This window comes from Rhodococcus sp. BL-253-APC-6A1W, from assembly GCF_012843405.1.
Lineage (GTDB): Bacteria > Actinomycetota > Actinomycetes > Mycobacteriales > Mycobacteriaceae > Rhodococcus.
Genome location: NZ_JABAFB010000004.1, coordinates 329928 through 348361 on the forward strand (window position 1 = coordinate 329928; position 18434 = coordinate 348361).

Sequence of the window (18434 nt, forward strand, 5' to 3'; positions counted from 1 at the left end):
CTAGCGAAACGCCCGGGCCCGGGGCTCGCGGAGGCCTGCGTCGAACCGGAAACCGGGGACCGGCTCGAGGGAACACGGTGCCGGGCCGGGGCGTGTGCGCCCCGACCGAGGTCGCCGCATACGATGACCGGCGACAATCTTGGTCGTGGACAGGAGTTGGTCGTGGGCGCGTTGTGGCACGGATTTGCCGATATGGGCGTGGTCGAGCGTGACGGCGCATTCGTCGTGGCCCGTGGTGAGGGCGCCTACATCTGGGACGACGCGGGCACCCGCTACCTGGATGCGACGGCAGGGTTGTGGTTCACCAACGTCGGGCACGGGCGCACCGAGATCGCGACGGCTGTCGCGGACCAGATCGGGAAGCTGGCCCACTACTCGAACTTCGGTGACCTGACCTCCGAGCCGACCGTCGAACTCGCCGAACGCCTCGCGACGATCGCTCCGGTTCCGGGCAGCAAGATCTTCTTCACCTCCGGCGGCTCCGATTCGGTGGACACGGCCGCGAAACTGGCGCGACGCTATTGGCAGGAGGTCGGCAAACCCACGAAGACGCTGCTCGTCGGACGCGAGAAGGCCTACCACGGCATGCACGTCGGCGGCACCTCGCTGGCGGGTATCCCGGTCAACGGCGACGGATACGGCCGGCTGTGGGACGACACCGCGACAGTGACCTGGGACGACGCGAAAGCGCTGCTCGCGCTGATCGAGAAGGTCGGTGCCGACACGATCGCGGCGTTCTTCTGCGAGCCGATCATCGGCGCGGGCGGGGTGTACCTGCCGCCGGACGGCTACCTCGCCGAGATCCGCGACATCTGCCGTGAGCACGACATCCTGTTCGTCGTCGACGAGGTCGTCACCGGCTTCGGCCGGATCGGTGGCTCGTGGTTCGCCTCCTCCCGGTTCGATCTGCAGCCGGACATGGTCACGACCGCGAAGGGACTGACGTCCGGTTACCTTCCGATGGGTGCGGTGTTCATCGCTCCCCGGGTGGCCGAGCCCTTCTTTGCGGGCGGCGTGTGGTGGCGTCACGGCTACACGTACGGCGGCCACGCCGCCGCCGCTGCGGCCGCTCTGGCGAACCTCGACATCCTCGAGCGCGAGAATCTGCTCGCCGAGTCGGCGCGCCTCGAGAAGACGCTGCACGAGACCCTGGCTCCGCTCGCCGACCATCCTCGCGTCGCGGAGGTCCGCAGCGGACTGGGAGCCGTCGCAGCGGTGCAGCTCACCGACCCGGCAGAGGCGCCGGAATTCGTGAAACAGCTCCGTGCGCACGGCATCTCGGGGCGGGCGGCAGGACAGGGCGCGTTGCAGATCTCGCCGTCGTTCGTCATGACCGACGAGCAGGTCCGCGACCTCGCGGACGGATTCGCCGCAGCGCTGGGCTGACCGCTCAGCCGCGATCCCGGATCCGCCGAAGCACACGGCGGATCCGGGCCGGTGCGCCCGCGGGGACCTGGGTGAGCGGGAGGTCGCCGCGGCCGTCCTGCTGCGCGACGGCCCGCGCATACCGTTCGTGGAGGCGCGAGCGCACCTCGTCGGGGGTGTAACTGCGGCGCTTGCGTTCCGCACGCAGAGTCACCGCTCCGGTCGCGGCGACGCCCACGACTCCGGCCAAGCCGAGAAGCTTCCACCACTGTCTGCCGCGAAGTGCCATGCCCCCGACCCTAGCGTCGTGCGCACGCGCGGCGTGGAAGGCTGTCGGGTATGCCCACGTACCCGGCTCGGTCGCAGATCACCCTCGACGACGCGGTGTCCATCGCCCGCACCGGCGATCTCTGGATCTTCCGCGGCAGCAGCGGTGCGGATCGCGCGATCCAAGCCCTCACCAACGCTCCGGTCAATCACGTCGGGATGGCGGTCGTGCTCGACGACCTGCCGCCGTTGATGTGGCACGCGGAACTCGGGAAAACCTTGCCCGACATGTGGACCGGCCGCCACCAGCGCGGCGTGCAGTTGCACGACCTGCGCAGTGCGGTGCAGGTCTGGAGCGCCCGCTACGGGCAGCGTGCATGGCTGCGGCAGATCTCCGTGCCGGTGAGCACCGAGCAGGAGGACCAGTTGCTCCGAACGGTCGCCCGGCTCGACGGCACTCCGTTCCCGTCCACCGCCAAGCTGACGGGCCGCTGGTTCGCCGGCCGGCTCCCGCTGAGCCGGAAGACGGCACGAGACCGGGTGCCCGGGGGAGGCGGTCTCGAAAGTGCTTACTGCGCAGAGGTGGTGGCGGTGACGATGGAAGAAATGGGGCTGCTCGAGCAACGGCGGCGCGGCAGCAACTGGTACGACCCGGGCCGGTTCTGGAGTGGGGACCGGCTTCCCCTCGCGCCCGGCGTGGACTTCGGCGGCGAGATCGAGGTTCTGCTCGACGACGAGGATCTCGCCACGGGGCGGGCGCTCGGCGGCACCGCGAGCGCTGCGCCTCCCGAATGACCGCGGCACCGGGGACGGCGCAAAAAAAGGACCCCTCCGAGGAGGGGTCCTTTTCAGCGAACGGAAGGGCGGATCAAACGCCGGCGAAAAGCTCGGCGGTGGTGATCGCCTGGGCGACACCCTGCAGGGTTGCCGCGATCTTGACGGCCTCCCAGACCTGTTCCTTGGTGAGGCCCTCCTTGCGGACGACGTTGTCGTGCGCAGCAGTGCAATCGTGGCAGCCGTTGATCGTGGAGACCGCGAGCGACCACAGTTCGAAGTCGGACTTCTCGACGCCGGGGTTGCCGATGATGTTCATCCGCAGACCCATCCGCACCTGGGCGTAGTCGTCACCGAGGAAACCCTTGGCTCGGTAGGCGACGTTGTTCATGCCCATGATGGACGCGGCACCGAGGGCGGCGTTGTACGCCTCCGCGGACAGCACGTCGGCAGCTTCTTCGGAGATCTCCTTGAGCACGGTCGGCGACTTGGTCGCGGCCGCGGCGGCGAGGAACGTGCCCCACAGCTGCTGCTCGTTGAGTTCCGTCGAACGCGCAAGGGAGCCGAGGTTGAGCTTGAGGTCCTTGGCGTACTCCGGCAGAGCGTTCTTCAGGTTCTCGACACTCACTGCAGCGCCGCCTTGACGAGCTCACCCGCATTGAGGGTCGGGTCGTTCTTCTTCCAGTTGCATGCGCACAGCTCGTCCGACTGCAGAGCGTCGAGGACACGGAGGACCTCGTCGACGTTGCGGCCCACGGAACCGGCGGTGACGGAGACGAACTGGATCTCGTTGTTCGGGTCCACGATGAACGTCGCGCGGTCGGCGACGCCGTCCTTGTTCAGAACACCGGTGGCCGAGACGAGCTCACGGTTGAGGTCCGACAGCATCGGGAACGGGAGGGTCTTGAGATCCTCGTGCTGTGCGCGCCACTGGAAGTGGACGAACTCGTTGTCGACGGAAGCGCCGAGCACCTGTGCGTCACGATCGGCGAACTCGTCGTTCAGCTTGCCGAACGCGGCGATCTCGGTCGGGCACACGAAGGTGAAGTCCTTGGGCCAGAAGAAGATGATCTTCCACTTACCGGCGTAGTCGTCGCTGGTGATGGTGGTGAAGTAGTCATCGGGCTGGGTGGCGTCGACCTGGGTCAGGTCTCCGCCGACGAGGGCCTTCAGGTTGAAAGCGGGGAACTGATCGCCAATGGTCAGCAGTGCCATTCTCGGTCCTCTCGATAAGTCGTAAACAAGCGAGTCGATCACGCGCTTCCGCGCCGGTCGGCACGGAATCATGCGTTACCGGACGATCCTGTCGGACCGTTCTCCGGTATGAAAACCATCATGCCGGAAACCTTTCAAAAGGTAAAGGTGATTGGTGGCACTAGACTGATAGGCGTGTCCGATCAGAGTTATCAACCCACCCTGTCGCAGCTGCGTGCCTTCGTGGCAGTCGCGAAGTATCGCCATTTCGGTACTGCGGCTACGAGATTGAATGTGAGCCAGCCCACTCTTTCTCAGGCGTTGGCGGCCCTCGAGAACGGTCTCGGGGTCCACCTGATCGAGCGCAGTACCCGTCGCGTGCTGGTGACTCCGGCGGGCGCGCGATTGTTGCCGCAGGCGCAGGTGATCCTCGACGCGGCCGACGGTTTCGTCGCCGCGGCCGCCGGCGCCTCCGACGGATTGTCCGGCCCGCTCCGTCTGGGGTTCATACCCACGGTCGCCCCCTACGTGCTGCCGGATCTGCTTCCCGCGCTCGGTGTGACGATGCCCAACCTGGTGCTCCACGTCGTCGAGGACCAGACCGCGCGGCTGCTCGGAGCGCTGCGGGCGGGGACACTCGACGCTGCGGTGGTGGCGCTGCCCTCCGACATCTCCGGGGTGGTCGAAATGCCGTTGTATTCCGAGGACTTCGTGCTCGTCGTGCCCAAGGGGCACGAGCTGGCCGGTCGTACGGACGTGCCGCTCTCCGCTCTCGACAACGCCCCCTTGCTGCTGCTCGACGAGGGGCACTGCCTGCGTGACCAGACACTCGATCTGTGCCGGTCCGTCGACGCCCGGCCGGTGGCTGGCGACACCCGCGCGACATCCCTCGCGACCGTCGTGCGGTGCGTCGCGGGGGGACTGGGGATCACGCTCGTTCCCGCGTCGTCGATTCCGGTCGAGACGGCGCGCGGAGATCTTGCGATGGCGTACTTCGCATCTCCCGCGCCGAGCCGCACCGTCGGGCTGGTCGTCCGGTCGTCCACCGCCCGCGCGGCCGACTATCGGGCGCTGGCCGATCTCATCAGGATGCAACTGCCTCCGCAGGTCCGTCCCATCGCCTGAGTGCGCGTCAGCCGCGTCCCTTGCGGGGCCGGCCCGAACCCTTGGGCCGGGTGGCTTTGCCGCCTCGTGCCTTGGGCTTCTTGTCGCCGACGACGCGCCGCGGCTGGGATCCTTGTCGTTCCCCGCGCCGAGGACCCTTGCGGTCCTTGGTGTTCTCCGCGGGGGTTTCCGAATCCTGTTGCCGTCCCCGGGAACTGTTGGCGGTGCGGCCGCGGACGATACCGACGAACGTGTCGACGAGATCGGTGGTGTTCTCGGTCATCCACACGAGCCCGACCTGCGATGCGGGCGCATCGGTGACGGGCCGGTAGGTGAGGTCCTTGCGATGGTGGAGGCGGGCGAGCGACTGAGGAGTGACGAGCACACCGACCTCGGAGGCCACGTGGGAGATCGCGGTCTCCGTGTCGGCGGGTCGCTCGAACGCCTCTTCGCCGGGGAAGGTGGCCCAGTCCAGCACTTCGTCGAGCGGGTGCAGCACCGTTTCGTCCGCGAGATCGGCGACGGAGACGGAGTCGACGGCGGCGATCGCGTGTTCCTTCGGAACAACCACCACGGATGCCTCGGTGTAGAGGTTGATCACCGACAGTCCGTCCCGCTCGAGCGGCAGGCGCAGCAGAGCGATGTCGGCGCTTCCGTCCCGCAGGGGGTCGGCGCCCGCCGTCGGTTCCACGGGGACGAGTTCGATCGGGACGTCCGGCATACGTTCGATCCACACCCGGACCCACTTGGTGGGGGTGACCCCAGGGACATAGGCCAGCCGGAACGCCTGCGCGGACTCTTCGTTCACCTGGTCAGGTTACCGGTACGGCGCGTGCCCGAACCGCGTCAGCCCTCTGCCACCTCGAACTCGTCGAACACCACCTCGCCTGCCGCATCCGACTCCGCGAGGTTGACCTCGGCGAGCAGTGCCCATCCGTGGTCGCCCTGAGGATCGTGCAGCGTTTGGCGGACCCGCCACACGTCGGTGTCCATCTCCACCGAGAAGAGTTGCGGCCCACGGGCGTCGGGCCCGGTACCGATCTCGGAGTACTCCTCGAAGTACAACTCGAGGAGGTCCTCCCAGTCCTCCGCATCCAGACCGTCACCGAGCTGGGCGAGGTCGTACCAACGGCGGCGCGCCGCGAGTTCCACGCGCTTGAACATCGCATTGCGGACCATGACCTTGAAGGCACGCGTGTTCGCGGACAGCGGCCGCGGAACGTCGGCCCCGAACGCGACCTGCTGGTCGTCCGATTCGACACCCGGGTTCGTCAGCGATTCCCATTCGTCGAGCAGGGACGAATCGACCTGCCGGATGAGCTCACCGAGCCACTCGATGATGTCCTCGAGTTCCTCGGTGCGCGCCACGTCCGGCACCGTCTGGCGCAGCGCGCGGTAGGCGTCGGCGAGGTACCGCAGCACGAGCCCTTCCGATCGCGCGAGACCGTAGTGGCTCACCAATTCGGAGAAGGTCATCGCGCGCTCGATCATGTCGCGCACCACCGATTTCGGGGACAACGGCGTCTCCGACACCCAGGGATGGCCCCCGCGATAGGTCTCGAACGCCGGATCGAGCAGCTCGGCGAGCGGCTTCGGCCAGGTGACCTCCTCCAGCAATTCCATGCGCTCGTCGTACTCGATACCGTCGGCCTTCATCTGGGCCACGGCTTCCCCGCGTGCCGCGTGCTGCTGCGCCATGAGGATCTGCCGGGGATCGTCGAGCGTCGATTCGATCACCGAGACGACATCGAGGGCGTAGCCGGGAGCATCGATGTCGAGCAGTTCGATCGCGGCCAGTGCGAAAGGCGACAACGGCTGGTTCAGCGCGAAATCGCGCTGGAGATCGACCGTCAACCGGGCCCTGCGGCCGTATTCGTCGGGTTCGTCGAGTTGCTGGACCACACCGGCCTGGAGCAGACCCCGGTAGAGGGAGATCGCCTTGAGGATGTGCTTGCGCTGCGCGGGCCGGGGTTCGTGATTGTCCTCGAGCAGATGCCGCATGGCGTCGAAACAGTTGCCGGGCCGCGCGATCACGTTGAGCAGCATCGAGTTGCTCACGGCGAACCGCGACTGCATCGGTTCCGGCGACGCGACGATGAGCTTGTCGAACGTGCCCTCACCCCAGGAGACGAACCCCTCCGGCGCCTTCTTCCGCTGCACCTTGCGGCGCTTCTTCGGGTCCTCGCCCGCCTTCGCGAGGGCCCGGACGTTCTCGATCTCGTGCTCGGGCGCCTGCACGACGACCGTGCCCATGGTGTCGTACCCGGCCCGGCCGGCGCGGCCCGCGATCTGGTGGAATTCACGCGCCTTGAGCTGCCGCGTGCGGGTGCCGTCGTACTTGGTCAGTCCGGTGAGCAGCACCGTGCGGATCGGAACGTTGATTCCGACACCCAGCGTGTCGGTGCCGCAGATCACCTTCAAAAGACCATCCTGCGCGAGCTTTTCGATCAATCTCCGGTACTTGGGCAGCATTCCCGCGTGGTGGACGCCGATGCCGTGCCGCACGAGCCGGGACAGGGTCTTGCCGAATCCCGTCGAGAACCGGAATTCGCCGAGTGCGGCCGCGATCGCCTCCTTCTCGGCTTTCGTGCACATGTTGACGCTGGTCAGTGCCTGGGCACGCTCGAGCGCGGCGGCCTGGGTGAAGTGGACGACGTACACCGGTGCCTGGTGAGTGGTGACCAGCTCTTCGATCGCTTCACCGATGGGGGCCTGCGAATACGAGAAGGTCAGGGGCACCGGTCGCTCGGTCCCCGAGACCTCGACGGTCGGGCGCCCGGTGCGACGAGTGAGGTCCTTCTGGAGGAACGACACGTCCCCGAGGGTCGCGGACATGAGCAGGAACTGCGCGTGGGGCAGTTCGATGAGGGGCACCTGCCAGGCCCATCCACGGTCGGGGTCGGAGTAGAAATGGAACTCGTCCATGACCACCTGGCCGATGTCCGAGTCCGGGCCTTCACGCAGCGCGAGGTTGGCGACGATCTCCGCGGTCGCGCAGATGATCGGGGCGGTCGGGTTCACCGAGGCGTCGCCGGTCATCATCCCGACCCGGTCGGCTCCGAAGACCTCGCACAATGCGAAGAACTTCTCGCTGACGAGCGCCTTGATCGGTGCGGTGTAGAACGTGCGCTTGCCGGCCGCGAGCGCGAAGAAATGGGCTCCGATCGCCACCATCGATTTGCCCGACCCCGTGGGCGTCGCGAGGATCACGTGCGAACCGCCCACGAGTTCCATCAGCGCTTCCTCCTGCGCCGGGTAGAGCGACAGTCCCCGATCCGTCGTCCAGGAGGTGAAGGCGTCGAAGAGGGTGTCGTCGTCGACGGGGTCGGGTATCAGATCGGGAAGCAGCACTGCTCCAGGCTAGTCGCCCGGTGGCGAGGGCCTTTCCGCGCTGCCGTTCCGTCGCGGCAGCGGACCGCGAGGCCTGCTACGTGGCGCTGCGCTCGTCGGACTCCATCACGTCGAGCACGGCCATGCGGGTGGCCGGGCCGCCGGTGATGCGCGATTCGCTCACCCCGGAGACGAGGAGCTTCCGCCAGCTCTCCTCGTCGAACTGCAGGGGAGCGGTGTTGTCGAGGAAGTTCTCCACGACCCGGAGGAAACGCAGGGGATCGTCCCGGAACGGGAAGTGGCCGGCGCCGCGGAACACTTCGAGCCGGGAACCGGGCATCGCGGAATGCGCGAGGTAAGCGTGCCCCACCGGAATGACGCTGTCGCGGTCGCCCCAGATCAGCTGCACCGGCAGATCCTCGGTGAGGTAACTGCGGTCGAGCATGGTCACCACCTGGCCACGCCAGTCGACAACCGCCCGCAGGGTCCGCAGATAGGCCTGGCACGCCGTCGGATCCGGAAGTTCGCCGAGGATACGTACCAGGTCGGAGGCGTCGTGCAGGAGTGCGCCGGGCTTGAGCGGCGACTTGTTGAGCTGGCCCAGCGCGGAGCCGGCAAGCCTCATGGCGGGCATCGCACCCGGTATGCGCAGGAGCTTGAGCACCTCGCTGACGACGGGTACCGACACCATGCGCAGGACAGGGTGGACGTCCTTGGTGACGCCGCCCGACGACACGAGCACGAGTCGCTCGACCCTGCCCGGGAACTGGTACGCGAACTGCATCGCGACTCCGCCGCCGAGGGAGTGGCCGACGACCGTAACCTTGTCGATCCCGAGCACCGACAGCAGGTCACGCATGCCGTTGGCATACGCGGCGACGGAGTAGTCGGCTCGCGGCTTGTCCGATCGGCCGTGGCCGAGCAGATCGGGGGCGATCACGGTGTACTTCTCGGCGAGGTGCGGAATCACGTCCGTCCACGTCGACGAGTTGTCACCGATACCGTGGATGAGCAGCAGCGCAGGCCCGCTGCCGGCCATCCGGAACGCGCGCCGGTAGCCGTGGATCGTGCGGAAGACCATGCGCGGTTCCTTGTCGGGAACCGGGCGGAGCTTCCTCGGACGCGCTGTGGTCATCACCGTCTCCTGCCGACGTGGGGAGGCACCTACGTACGGCCGGTTTCTCGACCTGACGGTAATCGCCGCCCGGAGTCACTCTTGCATGCCGCGAGAGCGTACCGAGTGTATGTGACGCGATGGGCGACGATCGTAACGGTCATGAAACGTCCCACCGTGGACCCGCCGCGTCGTGACGCGCCCCGTTCCGCTCAGAGCGACTGATCGGTATCGTCGTCGCCGCGCTGGTCGTATTCCGCGAGGAAGCGCTCGAATTCCGCCCCGAGTTCCTCGCCGGTCGGCAGATTCTCGTCGGTCGGCAGGGGAGAGGTCTGCTGTTCCTGCGCGGCCACGTAGCTGTCGTACTGCCGTTCGAGGGCCTGCACCACTCCCTGTACTTCCTCGTTGCCCTCGATGTGCTCGTCGATCTGCTCACGGACCCGTGCCGCGGCCTCGTCGAGTGCCTGCAGCGGAATGTCGAGATCGCCGATCTCCGCCACGTGGGTGAGAAGCGTCTCGGCGGCCGCCGGGTAGTCGGTCTGTGCCAGGTAGTGCGGCACGTGCACGGAGAATCCCACCGACTCGTGTCCGTGCTGCGCCATGCGGAGCTCGAGCAGCGACGACGCCCCCGCCGGAATCTGCAACTCACCGGACCAGCGGTGGTGGCCGGCGATGAGGTCCTTGTTCGTGGAGTGGGCGGTAACCGAGAGCGGCCTGGTGTGCGGTGTCGCCATCGGGATGGAGTTGAGGCCGATCGTGCGCCGCACGCCGAACTGCTCGGCGAGCAGGCGCACCGCGGTGATGAACCGCTCCCATTTGAGATCCGGTTCGCTGCCCGCAAGCAGCAGGAACGGAGTTCCCGCATTGTCGATGAGGGCGTACAGGTTCAGCTCGGGGGCCGCATAGTCGGAGAAATGGTCCGACTTGAAGGTCATCAGCGGTCGCCGGGAGCGGTAGTCGATGAGGTCGTCGACCGCGAACGACGCCACGAGTTCGGTCTCGAGCGTCTCCCTCAGATGCGTGGTGGCCAGCCGGACCGAATGTCCGGCGTCCGCGAACCCTTCGAGGCCGTGAACGAGAACCGGACCCTGCCCGTCGGTGGTCATGAGTTGTGGAGCCGGGAACTCCAGCTCGTACATCCGGGACTGCTCGTCCATTGGGGAACCACTCCGATCACACTCCGCCGTCGTAGCCTTCCCGCCGGTGCAGCACCGGCGTGGCATGGTGGTGTCCGAGTCTAATTGAAGCGGCGGTGGCGATTTCCCGGGTCCGGGCCCCGCTGGACTGTGGACGACGGAGGTTCGGGTGGCGAAGTGCGACGCTCCACGGTGCAGGACCGCCGACGACCCTCGCCCGCCCCGCCCGGCCGCGCGCCGCACGATCACGGCAGCGATACTCCTCACCGGCGCATCAGTCCTGGTCGCAGCGTGCACGACCAGCATTTCCGGTGTCGCACGCCCCGAGGCCACGCCGCACACCGGCAGCCCGCCGGCCACCGCGGCGCCGCCACCCGGCGCCGCTCCCGGTAGCGGAAGCACCCCAGCCGAATTGCTCTTGCCGGTCGACCGCTTCCCGGAGCCGTACAGTGCCGTGGTCCTGCCCCCGCAGGCGGTGGCGCAGGCGGCGCCGGACCTCACCGGGATCCCACCGGGTGCCCGCGTGAACCCAGGCGGCTGCCTGCCGCCGCCGCAGGACTACGGGCCGGGAGGGACGGCGATGGCCGTCGGCACCGACACCGGCGGCCGCGCCACGCTCAGCGTCGAAGTGACGACCCCGGCGGAGCCCCTCGCGGACTACCGTCGCCACCTGGTCGAGTGCGCGCGGGTCGAGGCCACCCACCGGGGCGTCACCGCGACCGTCACCACGGCGCTCGAACCCGACCCGCCGGTGCTCGTCCCGGGCTCGGAGACACTGGCGTTGTCCCGGACGATCACCTCGGGGGAAGGCCCGGACGCTCTCGCTCAGTCGATACTCACGCATACCGCCCAACTCGGGGACGTGCGCGTGCTGGTGACGTACATGTCGTTCGAATCGGGCGCCGCGGACGCCGAGAACGTCGATCGGGTCTACGCGGACGCGGTGCGGTACGCGCTCGAAGCCCGGCCACGGTAGACGCGGGTACCCACGCGCCGGCCACGTGCGTCCGCGGCGGTACCGGCACGCCGCGCGGTTGTCCACAGAGCGCGGGTCGATCCCCAGAGCGCACCGATGGAGCCCCGGAGGCACCGGACCTGTCCTCGGGCCGGGAGACCGTTCGGGCATGACCACACCCACCTCGTCCTCACGCCCGCTCCGCCTCACCGATATCGGAGACCTGATCGCAGCGGTGCCCGCGCTGCTCGGGTTCCGTCCCGCGCGCTCCCTCGTCGTTCTCAGCCTCTCGCCCGTGACAACCCGGCCGGGTGAGACGGGGGCCGCCACGATCGGAGCGGTGATGCGGCACGACCTGTTACTCGACGGACCCCGAGACGGGACGCAGGACCCGATGCGCGAGGCGTTCCGCCGGTTCCGTGCCGTGTGCGCACGTGAGGAAGCCGACTCGGTGATCGCGATCCTCGTCGACGACAGGCTTCAGGACCCTCACGGACCTGCCGCCGGCCGTGCTCACGCCCTCCTCGAGGAGTTCGCCGCCTATCTCGCGACCGCCGACATCGTGCTCGGCGGTGCGCTCGCGGTCCCCGCCATCGATGCCGGCGCAACGTGGTTCGTTCCCGGTCGCGACGATTCCGGGACGGTGCCCGACCCCGACGCCTCCGTCGTGGCGGCCACCCGGGTGTTCGACGGCAACCCCATCCGGCGAACTCGCAGCGAACTCACCACACTCCTCGAGCCCTACCCGGCGAGTTTCCGCGCCGACGTCGCGAGCAGGCTCGACGCGGCCGTGCACGCCCGCGACCTCGCGTACGAGCGTGCCGAACGGAGCGGAGGATCCGCCGCCGCCGACCGGGCCGAACTGGAAACCCTCCTGGCCCTGGTCCTCCCGGGCCGCGACGGGGAACATCTGCTGCCGGGGGAATGCGCCGAACTGGCTGTGATCCTTGCGAACCGGACCGTCCGGGACGCCGCGCTGGCCCTCGCAACAGGACCGTGGGCGGGCGCCGCCGAACGCCTCTGGGTGGATCTGGTACGCGCCCTGCCCGACCCCGAACGCGCCGATGCGGCCGCACTGGTGGCGTTCGGAGCGTACGTGCGCGGCGACGGGCCGTTCGCCGGCGTCGCTCTCGGGGTCGCGCTGGAATCCGATCCGCGACACCGGCTTTCCGATCTACTCGATCAGGCGTTGCAGGCAGGGTTGCGTCCTGACGCGATCAGGAGCCTCGCAGCGACCGGATACGAGATCGCCGCGAGACTGGGTGTCGCACTACCGCAGGACGGACCTGCCCGGTGACTCAGCCGCGACGTGCGGCGTGCGAGCGATCGCCGAGGCTCTTGGTGAATTCCCAGGCGTCCGAGACGATCTCGTCGATATCGGTGTGTTTCGGAGCCCATCCGAGTTCGTTCATCGCCCGAGCACTCGACGCGATCAGCACCGCGGGATCGCCGGCCCGGCGGGGGGCGTCGACCGACGCGATCGGCAGTCCCGTGACGCGTTCGCACGCAGCGATCACTTCTCGGACACTGAAACCTTCACCGCTGCCGAGGTTGTAGATGCGGTGGCGACCCGGTTCCGACCGCGTGAGCGCCAGGACATGCGCGTCGGCGAGATCCTTGACATGGATGTAGTCGCGCACCGCGGTCCCGTCCTTGGTGGGCCAGTCGGTGCCGAACACGGAGATGTGGTCTCGCTGCCCGAGCGCCACCTGCAACACCAGGGGAATCAGGTGGGTCTCCACCGTCCGGTTCTCACCTGCACCGCCGTACGCCCCGGCGACGTTGAAGTACCGCAGGCTCGTCGCCGCCAGACCGTGCGCGTGGGAGTACGACGAAATCGCATGATCGATGGCCAGCTTGGACGCGCCGTACGGATTGGTGGGTCTCGTCGGTGCGTCCTCGACGATCGGTACCTCGTCGGGCTCACCGTAAGTCGCCGCCGTCGACGAGAACACCAGACGGGGAGTGCGCGATCGCCGGATCGCCTCGAGCAGCGTCAAGGTTGTGACGACGTTGCCCTGCCAATACTTTTCCGGGTGTTCGACGGATTCGCCGACGAGCGACTGCGCGCCGAAGTGCAGCACGCCGTCGAAGCGGGGGCCGTCGTCACCGGAGCCGAGGACCTCGGTCGCGACCGTCGCGATGTCGCCTTCGACGAATTCGGCACCGGTGGGGACCGCGTCGGCGTTGCCTGTGGACAGGTCGTCGACCACAACCACCTCGTGGCCTTGTTCGAGCAGCACTGTGCTGCACACGCTGCCCACATACCCGGCACCGCCGGTCACCAGAAGTCTCACGCTGTGGATCCCCTCTTCACAGGCCCGCCGCGGGCCTGTGAAGAGGTCTGCATCAAACCTGTTTCACCTGCACGGCGTGGGCCATCTCGTCGGAAAGCTCGAAGCTGTTGTGCCCGGCCACGGTGATGGTCACCGAGCCCGGGCGCGTCTCGACTGTAACGCGCGCGTCCGGGACGACTCCGGCCTCACGCAGGCGCGCGATGACATCGGGGTCGGACTGCACGTATTCGGCGAGCCGACGCACCACGACCGCGGTCGGTTTACCGGCGGGAATCTCCGTCAGCCGAACCAGCTTCTCGTCGGGAGCAGCATCCTTGTCCAAGCCCAGCTGTGCCAGGCCGGGGATCGGGTTTCCGTACGGGGACGTCGTCGGGTTGTTGAGCACCTCGACCAGTCGCCGCTCGACCTCCTCGCTCATCACGTGCTCCCAACGGCACGCCTCGGCATGCACGTTCTCCCAGTCGAGGCCGATCACGTCGACGAGGAGTCGCTCCGCGAGACGGTGCTTGCGCATGACCGACACCGCGAGGTCGCGGCCTTTCTCGGTCAGTTGCAGATGGCGGTCGCCGGCGACGCGCAACAGGCCGTCCCGCTCCATGCGGGCGACCGTCTGGCTGACGGTGGGTCCACTCTGCTCGAGGCGTTCGGCGATGCGCGCACGCAACGGCACGACGCCTTCCTCTTCCAGATCGTAGATCGTCCGGAGATACATCTCCGTGGTATCGACCAGGTCCTTCACTCTCACACCCCTTCGTCTGCGCCGATTCTAACCGTGCGAATAGGGCGGTGGGGGCGCCCTTGGTTGCTCGCGCGTCCCATCCCGGACCAGTAGCGTCTGTGTTCATGACCACTAGCTCCACCGCCGAGGGCGGTACGACACAATTGGGCGGCGATCGAGTGGTGGTGTGGAGCCCCGAATACCTCGACTACCGGTGGGGCCCGACACACCCGATGAACCCCACGCGGCTCGATCTCACCATGGCGCTGTCGAAGAGTATCGGTCTGCTCGAGGGTGTCGAGACGGTCCATCCGTCTCCCGCGGACGATGTGGACCTGCTGCGCATCCACACCCCGGCCTACCTCGATGCCGTCAAACGGGCCGGCGCGGTCGCCCCCGGTACCGCTGCCGTCGCCGACGCCCCGCACGGCCTGGGTACCGAGGACAATCCGATCTTCCCCCGCATGCACGAGGCGAGTGCCACCCTCGCCGGCGGCACACTCGCCGCCGCCCGGGAGATCGCCTCGGGCCGGACCCTGCGCGCGGTGAGCATCGGCGGGGGAATGCACCACGCGATGGCCGACTGGGCCGCCGGATTCTGCGTCTACAACGACGCCGCGATCGCGATCTCCTGGCTTCTCGACAACGGTTACGACCGCATCGCCTACGTGGACGTCGACGCGCATCACGGTGACGGAGTCCAGCACGCCTTTCTCGGCGACCCGCGGGTGCTCACCATCTCTCTCCACCAGCACCCCGCGACGCTGTGGCCCAACACCGGATGGTCGAGTGAGGTGGGCTCGGGTGAGGCCGAGGGGACCTCGATCAACATGCCGGTTCTGCCCGGCACTGTCGATTCCTTGTGGCTGAGGGCTTTTCACGCGGTGGTGCCCGGAGCGCTCGCTGCGTTCCGCCCGCAGATCCTCATCAGCCAGTGCGGCGCCGACAGTCACCGCGAGGACCCTCTCGCAGATCTGGCGCTGACCGTCGACGGTCAGCGGGCCTCCTATCTCGCCATGCGTGATCTCGCGGACCGGCACTGCGAAGGCCGCTGGCTCGCAGTCGGCGGCGGCGGTTACGGGTTGGTTCGCGTCGTGCCCCGGGCATGGACCCACCTCATCGCGGCGGCGCTCGACCGCGAGATCGACCCCACCACCGCCGTTCCGGAAGACTGGCGCGAACGGGTCGGCGCCCTCGCACCCGGAGTGGATCTGCCGACCGTCATGGGGGAGGACTCGGACGTGTCCTACCTTCCCTGGGACGGCCCGGGAGGTACCCCGGAAACCGGGGTGGCGTCTCTCGATCGGGCGCTCACCCGTATCGACTCGGGGATCATCGCCACACGCCGATCGGCGTTCCCGCTGCTCGGCCTGGATCCGGAGGACCCGCGTGACTGAATCCCAGCAAGTACCGGCGGACCCGGGCCTCGAGTCCGGGAAAAGCGAGGCGGAGATCGCTGCCGATGCGGCACGCGAGCGCGCGCTCAGCGTCGCCCGGGACTATCCCCGTCACTGGGTCGCCGACGTCCTGGCCTCCGATGGCGGCGTCGTGCATCTGCGGCCCATCGTCCCCGAGGACGCCGACCGCATCGTGGAGTTCCACAGCAAACTGTCGGAACGGACCCGGTACCTGCGGTACTTCGGGCCGTATCCCACGATTTCGAAGAAGGACCTGTTCCGGTTCACCGTCGTCGATCACCACACCCGTGTCGCGTTCGTGGCGCTGCTCGGCGACGAGATCATCGCGGTCGGGCGGTACGAAGGACTCCCGGACGAGGGGGACGGGTTGTCCGCCGAGGTCGCGTTCACCGTCGCCGACGCGCATCAGGGGCGCGGTCTGGGGCCGATCCTGCTCGAGCATCTCGCGGGTGCGGCAGCCGAGAACGGCCTGCACACCTTCGTCGCGGAGGTTCTCGCCGAGAACCGGCACATGATCACGGTGTTCCGCGAAGCGGGATACCAGGTCAGCCGCAGTTTCGAGGGCGGGGTGGTGCGACTCGAGTTCGCCATCGACCCCACCGAAGCGCTCGTCTCGGTGCGGAACGCCCGCGAACGCGCCGCCGAGGCGCGCAGCGTCCGCAACATCCTCGGCCCCGGCAGCGTCGCGGTGATCGGTGCGTCCACCGACAGCCGCAAGGTCGGTAATGCGGTGCTCGTGAACATGCTGCGCAGCGGGTTCACCGGACCGGTGTACCCGGTCAACGCGGAACACCGATCGGTGCGGGGGGTGCGCGCCTACCCCACGGTCCGCGACATCCCGGACGAGGTCGACCTCGCGATCGCCGCGGTGCCCGCCGAGTCCATCGACGCCGTACTCGACGACTGTCTCGCCAAAGGCGTCAAGGCGCTGCTCGTCGTCTCGTCCGGATTCGGCGAAACCGGGCCGGAGGGTCGCGACGCGGAACGGCGACTCGCCCTCGCCGCCCGCTCCCACGGCATGCGGCTGATCGGCCCGAACGCGCTCGGCGTGGCCAACAACGATCCGTCGATTCTGCTCAACGCGACCCTGGCACCGGTACTTCCGTCGCTCGGCAACGTCGGCTTCTTCTGCCAATCGGGCGCTCTGGGTATCGCCATCCTCGACGAGGCCGCGAAGACCGGGGTGGGCCTGTCGTCGTTCGTCTCCGCCGGCAACCGCGCCGACCTGTCCGGCAACGACCTGCTGCAGTACTGGGACACCGACCCGGCGACCGAGGTGGTGCTGCTGTACCTCGAGAGCTTCGGCAACCCGCGCAAATTCTCGCGGATCGCCCGCCGGGTGGCGCGCAGCAAACCGATCGTGGCGGTCAAGAGCGGACGCCATGCCGTACCGCCGGCCCTCGCGGCACGTACCGGCGAAATGGACGACACCATGGTGCGCAGTCTGTTCGAACAGGCCGGTGTCGTGCAGGTGGAATCCATTGCGCAACTGTTCGACTCGGCTCTGCTCTTCGGGTATCAGCCGCTCCCCGCCGGCCCGCGGGTCGCCGTCATCGGCAATTCCACGGCTCTCGGTGTGCTCGCGGTCGACGCCGCACGCGGTGAAGGACTCGTGGCACCGGAGTCGGTGGACCTCGGGCCGCAAGCGACCCCGGACGAGTTCGCCGAGGCCGTGGCGCACGCATTGGATTCGGCGAGCATCGATGCGGTGATCGCGGTGTTCGTGCCACCGGTCGCGGTGGACGTGCAACCGTTCGCCCAGGCACTGCGCGATGCGGTCTCCGGATCCGACAAGCCCGTGGTGACGACCTTCCTCGCCACCGAAGGCATCCCGGATGTTCTCGCCGTGCGCGATTCCGCCGGCAACCCCACCCGCGGGTCGGTGCCGTCGTACCCGGGGCCCGAGCGTGCGGCCAAGGCGCTCGCGCGGGCATGGCGTTATGCGAAGTGGCGCAGCAGGCCGCCGTCGCAGGTGGTGCGCCCGGCGGGGATCGATCCCGACCGGGCCCGCGCGCTCGTCCAGGGGTGGCTCGAGACCACTCCCGAGGGCAGGTACCTGTCCGACACGGAGGCGGCGCTGCTACTGGCGTGTTACGGCGTGCACGTCGCGGATTTCCGGGCGGTGACCACCGAGTCCGAAGCGGTCGCGGCGGCGAAGGAGATCGGTTTTCCGGTCGCCGTGAAAGCCACCGGGGCGCAGTGGCGCCATCGTCCCGACCTGAGTGGGGTACGGCTCGATCTCGTCGACGCGGAATCCGTGCGGATCGCGTACCGCGACCTTGCGGCGATGTCGGGCGAGCCGCTGCTGCACGTGCAGAAGATGGCGGTCAAAGGCATCGGATGTGCGATCCGCGTGCAGGACGATCCGTCGTTCGGCGCACTCATCTCGTTCGGCCTCGCCGGTGTCATCTCCGACCTTCTCGGCGACCGGGCGTACCGGGTGCTGCCCCTGACCGAGGACGAAGCGGCCGAACTGATCGACGCACCGAAGGCCGCACCGCTGCTCTCCGGCTACCGCAACGCGGCCCCGGTGCACAAGGCGGCGCTGGTGGATTTCGTCCAGCGGATCTCGGCTCTCGCCGACGATCTGCCCGAGGTGCGCGATCTCGTCTGTGAGCCGCTGCTCGCGTCCCCTGTGGGTGTGGAACTGACCGACGCCCACGTGCGGGTCGGCCCGGAACCGCACCCGCTCGATCTGGGGCCCCGGCGCCTGCGCTGACCGCCGATCCGCGGGGGCGCCCCACAGACAAGACGATCCCCGA

At 68.3% G+C, this 18434-nt stretch carries 16 protein-coding genes; 7 read left to right on the forward strand and 9 right to left on the reverse strand.

Annotated elements, in window-relative coordinates; translation table 11 throughout:
* The first annotated feature begins 123 nt into the window (after nucleotides 1-123).
* Nucleotides 124-1386, forward strand: a complete 1263-nt coding sequence (locus HF877_RS08170) for an aminotransferase class III-fold pyridoxal phosphate-dependent enzyme (protein WP_169620654.1) — start codon at nucleotides 124-126, stop codon at nucleotides 1384-1386.
* Nucleotides 1387-1390: 4 nt separating this feature from the next.
* Here HF877_RS08170 and HF877_RS08175 read toward each other — a convergent pair whose 3' ends face one another.
* A complete protein-coding gene (locus HF877_RS08175; RefSeq protein ID WP_169620655.1) occupies nucleotides 1391-1654 on the reverse strand; it encodes a hypothetical protein in 264 nt (87 codons plus the stop codon).
* A gap of 50 nt (nucleotides 1655-1704) precedes the next feature.
* On the opposite strand from HF877_RS08175, the gene HF877_RS08180 reads away from it, so the two are divergent.
* Nucleotides 1705-2427 (forward strand): hypothetical protein, encoded by a 723-nt coding sequence (locus tag HF877_RS08180; protein ID WP_169620656.1) that lies wholly within the window; start codon nucleotides 1705-1707, stop codon nucleotides 2425-2427.
* A 73-nt stretch (nucleotides 2428-2500) separates the two neighbouring features.
* Here HF877_RS08180 and HF877_RS08185 read toward each other — a convergent pair whose 3' ends face one another.
* Nucleotides 2501-3034, reverse strand: coding sequence for a carboxymuconolactone decarboxylase family protein (locus tag HF877_RS08185; protein WP_169620657.1), 534 nt, complete (start codon nucleotides 3032-3034; stop codon nucleotides 2501-2503).
* The gene (locus HF877_RS08190) at nucleotides 3031-3621 is read right to left on the reverse strand and encodes a peroxiredoxin (protein WP_169620658.1); all 591 of its coding nucleotides are present in this window, start codon (nucleotides 3619-3621) and stop codon (nucleotides 3031-3033) included. The genes HF877_RS08185 and HF877_RS08190 overlap by 4 nt, the downstream gene beginning before the upstream one ends.
* A gap of 174 nt (nucleotides 3622-3795) precedes the next feature.
* Between HF877_RS08190 and HF877_RS08195 the strand changes: the two genes are divergently transcribed.
* Entirely contained in the window at nucleotides 3796-4725 is a 930-nt protein-coding gene (locus HF877_RS08195; protein ID WP_169620659.1) for a hydrogen peroxide-inducible genes activator, read from the forward strand.
* Between the two features lie 7 nt (nucleotides 4726-4732).
* On the opposite strand, the gene HF877_RS08200 is transcribed toward HF877_RS08195, so the two are convergent.
* The 4 genes from HF877_RS08200 to HF877_RS08215 form a co-directional block, all read right to left on the reverse strand.
* Nucleotides 4733-5512 carry a LysR family substrate-binding domain-containing protein gene (locus HF877_RS08200; protein WP_169620660.1) on the reverse strand — a complete coding sequence of 260 codons (780 nt, stop codon included), beginning with the start codon at nucleotides 5510-5512 and terminating at the stop codon, nucleotides 4733-4735.
* A gap of 38 nt (nucleotides 5513-5550) precedes the next feature.
* Entirely contained in the window at nucleotides 5551-8055 is a 2505-nt protein-coding gene (locus tag HF877_RS08205; RefSeq protein WP_169620661.1) for a DEAD/DEAH box helicase, read from the reverse strand.
* Nucleotides 8056-8131: 76 nt separating this feature from the next.
* Nucleotides 8132-9169: an alpha/beta hydrolase gene (locus tag HF877_RS08210; RefSeq protein ID WP_169620662.1), complete on the reverse strand. Its 1038-nt coding sequence runs from the start codon at nucleotides 9167-9169 to the stop codon at nucleotides 8132-8134.
* A 191-nt stretch (nucleotides 9170-9360) separates the two neighbouring features.
* Entirely contained in the window at nucleotides 9361-10305 is a 945-nt protein-coding gene (locus HF877_RS08215) for a PAC2 family protein (RefSeq protein WP_169620663.1), read from the reverse strand.
* A 148-nt stretch (nucleotides 10306-10453) separates the two neighbouring features.
* Between HF877_RS08215 and HF877_RS08220 the strand changes: the two genes are divergently transcribed.
* Together HF877_RS08220 and HF877_RS08225 are read left to right on the forward strand one after the other, a co-directional pair.
* Entirely contained in the window at nucleotides 10454-11260 is an 807-nt protein-coding gene (locus HF877_RS08220; protein ID WP_346765091.1) for a sensor domain-containing protein, read from the forward strand.
* 148 nt (nucleotides 11261-11408) lie between these two features.
* Nucleotides 11409-12536, forward strand: a complete 1128-nt coding sequence (locus HF877_RS08225) for a DUF4192 domain-containing protein (RefSeq protein WP_169620664.1) — start codon at nucleotides 11409-11411, stop codon at nucleotides 12534-12536.
* Between the two features lies 1 nt (nucleotide 12537).
* Here the strand turns inward: HF877_RS08225 and galE are convergent, their stop codons facing one another.
* The gene (gene galE / locus HF877_RS08230) at nucleotides 12538-13536 is read right to left on the reverse strand and encodes a UDP-glucose 4-epimerase GalE (protein ID WP_169620665.1); all 999 of its coding nucleotides are present in this window, start codon (nucleotides 13534-13536) and stop codon (nucleotides 12538-12540) included.
* Nucleotides 13537-13588: 52 nt separating this feature from the next.
* A complete protein-coding gene (locus HF877_RS08235; RefSeq protein ID WP_169620666.1) occupies nucleotides 13589-14275 on the reverse strand; it encodes a metal-dependent transcriptional regulator in 687 nt (228 codons plus the stop codon).
* 104 nt (nucleotides 14276-14379) lie between these two features.
* Here HF877_RS08235 and HF877_RS08240 point away from each other — a divergent pair, with 104 nt between their 5' ends.
* Complete coding sequence (locus tag HF877_RS08240; protein ID WP_169620667.1) at nucleotides 14380-15651, forward strand: acetoin utilization protein AcuC; 1272 nt, start codon at nucleotides 14380-14382, stop codon at nucleotides 15649-15651.
* A gap of 55 nt (nucleotides 15652-15706) precedes the next feature.
* Nucleotides 15707-18391, forward strand: a complete 2685-nt coding sequence (locus HF877_RS08245) for a bifunctional GNAT family N-acetyltransferase/acetate--CoA ligase family protein (RefSeq protein WP_169620733.1) — start codon at nucleotides 15707-15709, stop codon at nucleotides 18389-18391.
* The last annotated feature ends 43 nt before the right edge of the window (nucleotides 18392-18434 follow it).

Bases quoted from the DNA above. Each gene is read 5' to 3' on its own strand.
- HF877_RS08170 (WP_169620654.1), top strand. From the start codon at position 124: ATGACCGGCGACAATCTTGGTCGTGGACAGGAGTTGGTCGTGGGCGCG.
- HF877_RS08175 (WP_169620655.1), bottom strand. From the start codon at position 1,654: ATGGCACTTCGCGGCAGACAGTGGTGGAAGCTTCTCGGCTTGGCCGGA.
- HF877_RS08180 (WP_169620656.1), top strand. From the start codon at position 1,705: ATGCCCACGTACCCGGCTCGGTCGCAGATCACCCTCGACGACGCGGTG.
- HF877_RS08190 (WP_169620658.1), bottom strand. From the start codon at position 3,621: ATGGCACTGCTGACCATTGGCGATCAGTTCCCCGCTTTCAACCTGAAG.
- HF877_RS08210 (WP_169620662.1), bottom strand. From the start codon at position 9,169: ATGACCACAGCGCGTCCGAGGAAGCTCCGCCCGGTTCCCGACAAGGAA.
- HF877_RS08215 (WP_169620663.1), bottom strand. From the start codon at position 10,305: ATGGACGAGCAGTCCCGGATGTACGAGCTGGAGTTCCCGGCTCCACAA.
- HF877_RS08225 (WP_169620664.1), top strand. From the start codon at position 11,409: ATGACCACACCCACCTCGTCCTCACGCCCGCTCCGCCTCACCGATATC.
- HF877_RS08240 (WP_169620667.1), top strand. From the start codon at position 14,380: ATGACCACTAGCTCCACCGCCGAGGGCGGTACGACACAATTGGGCGGC.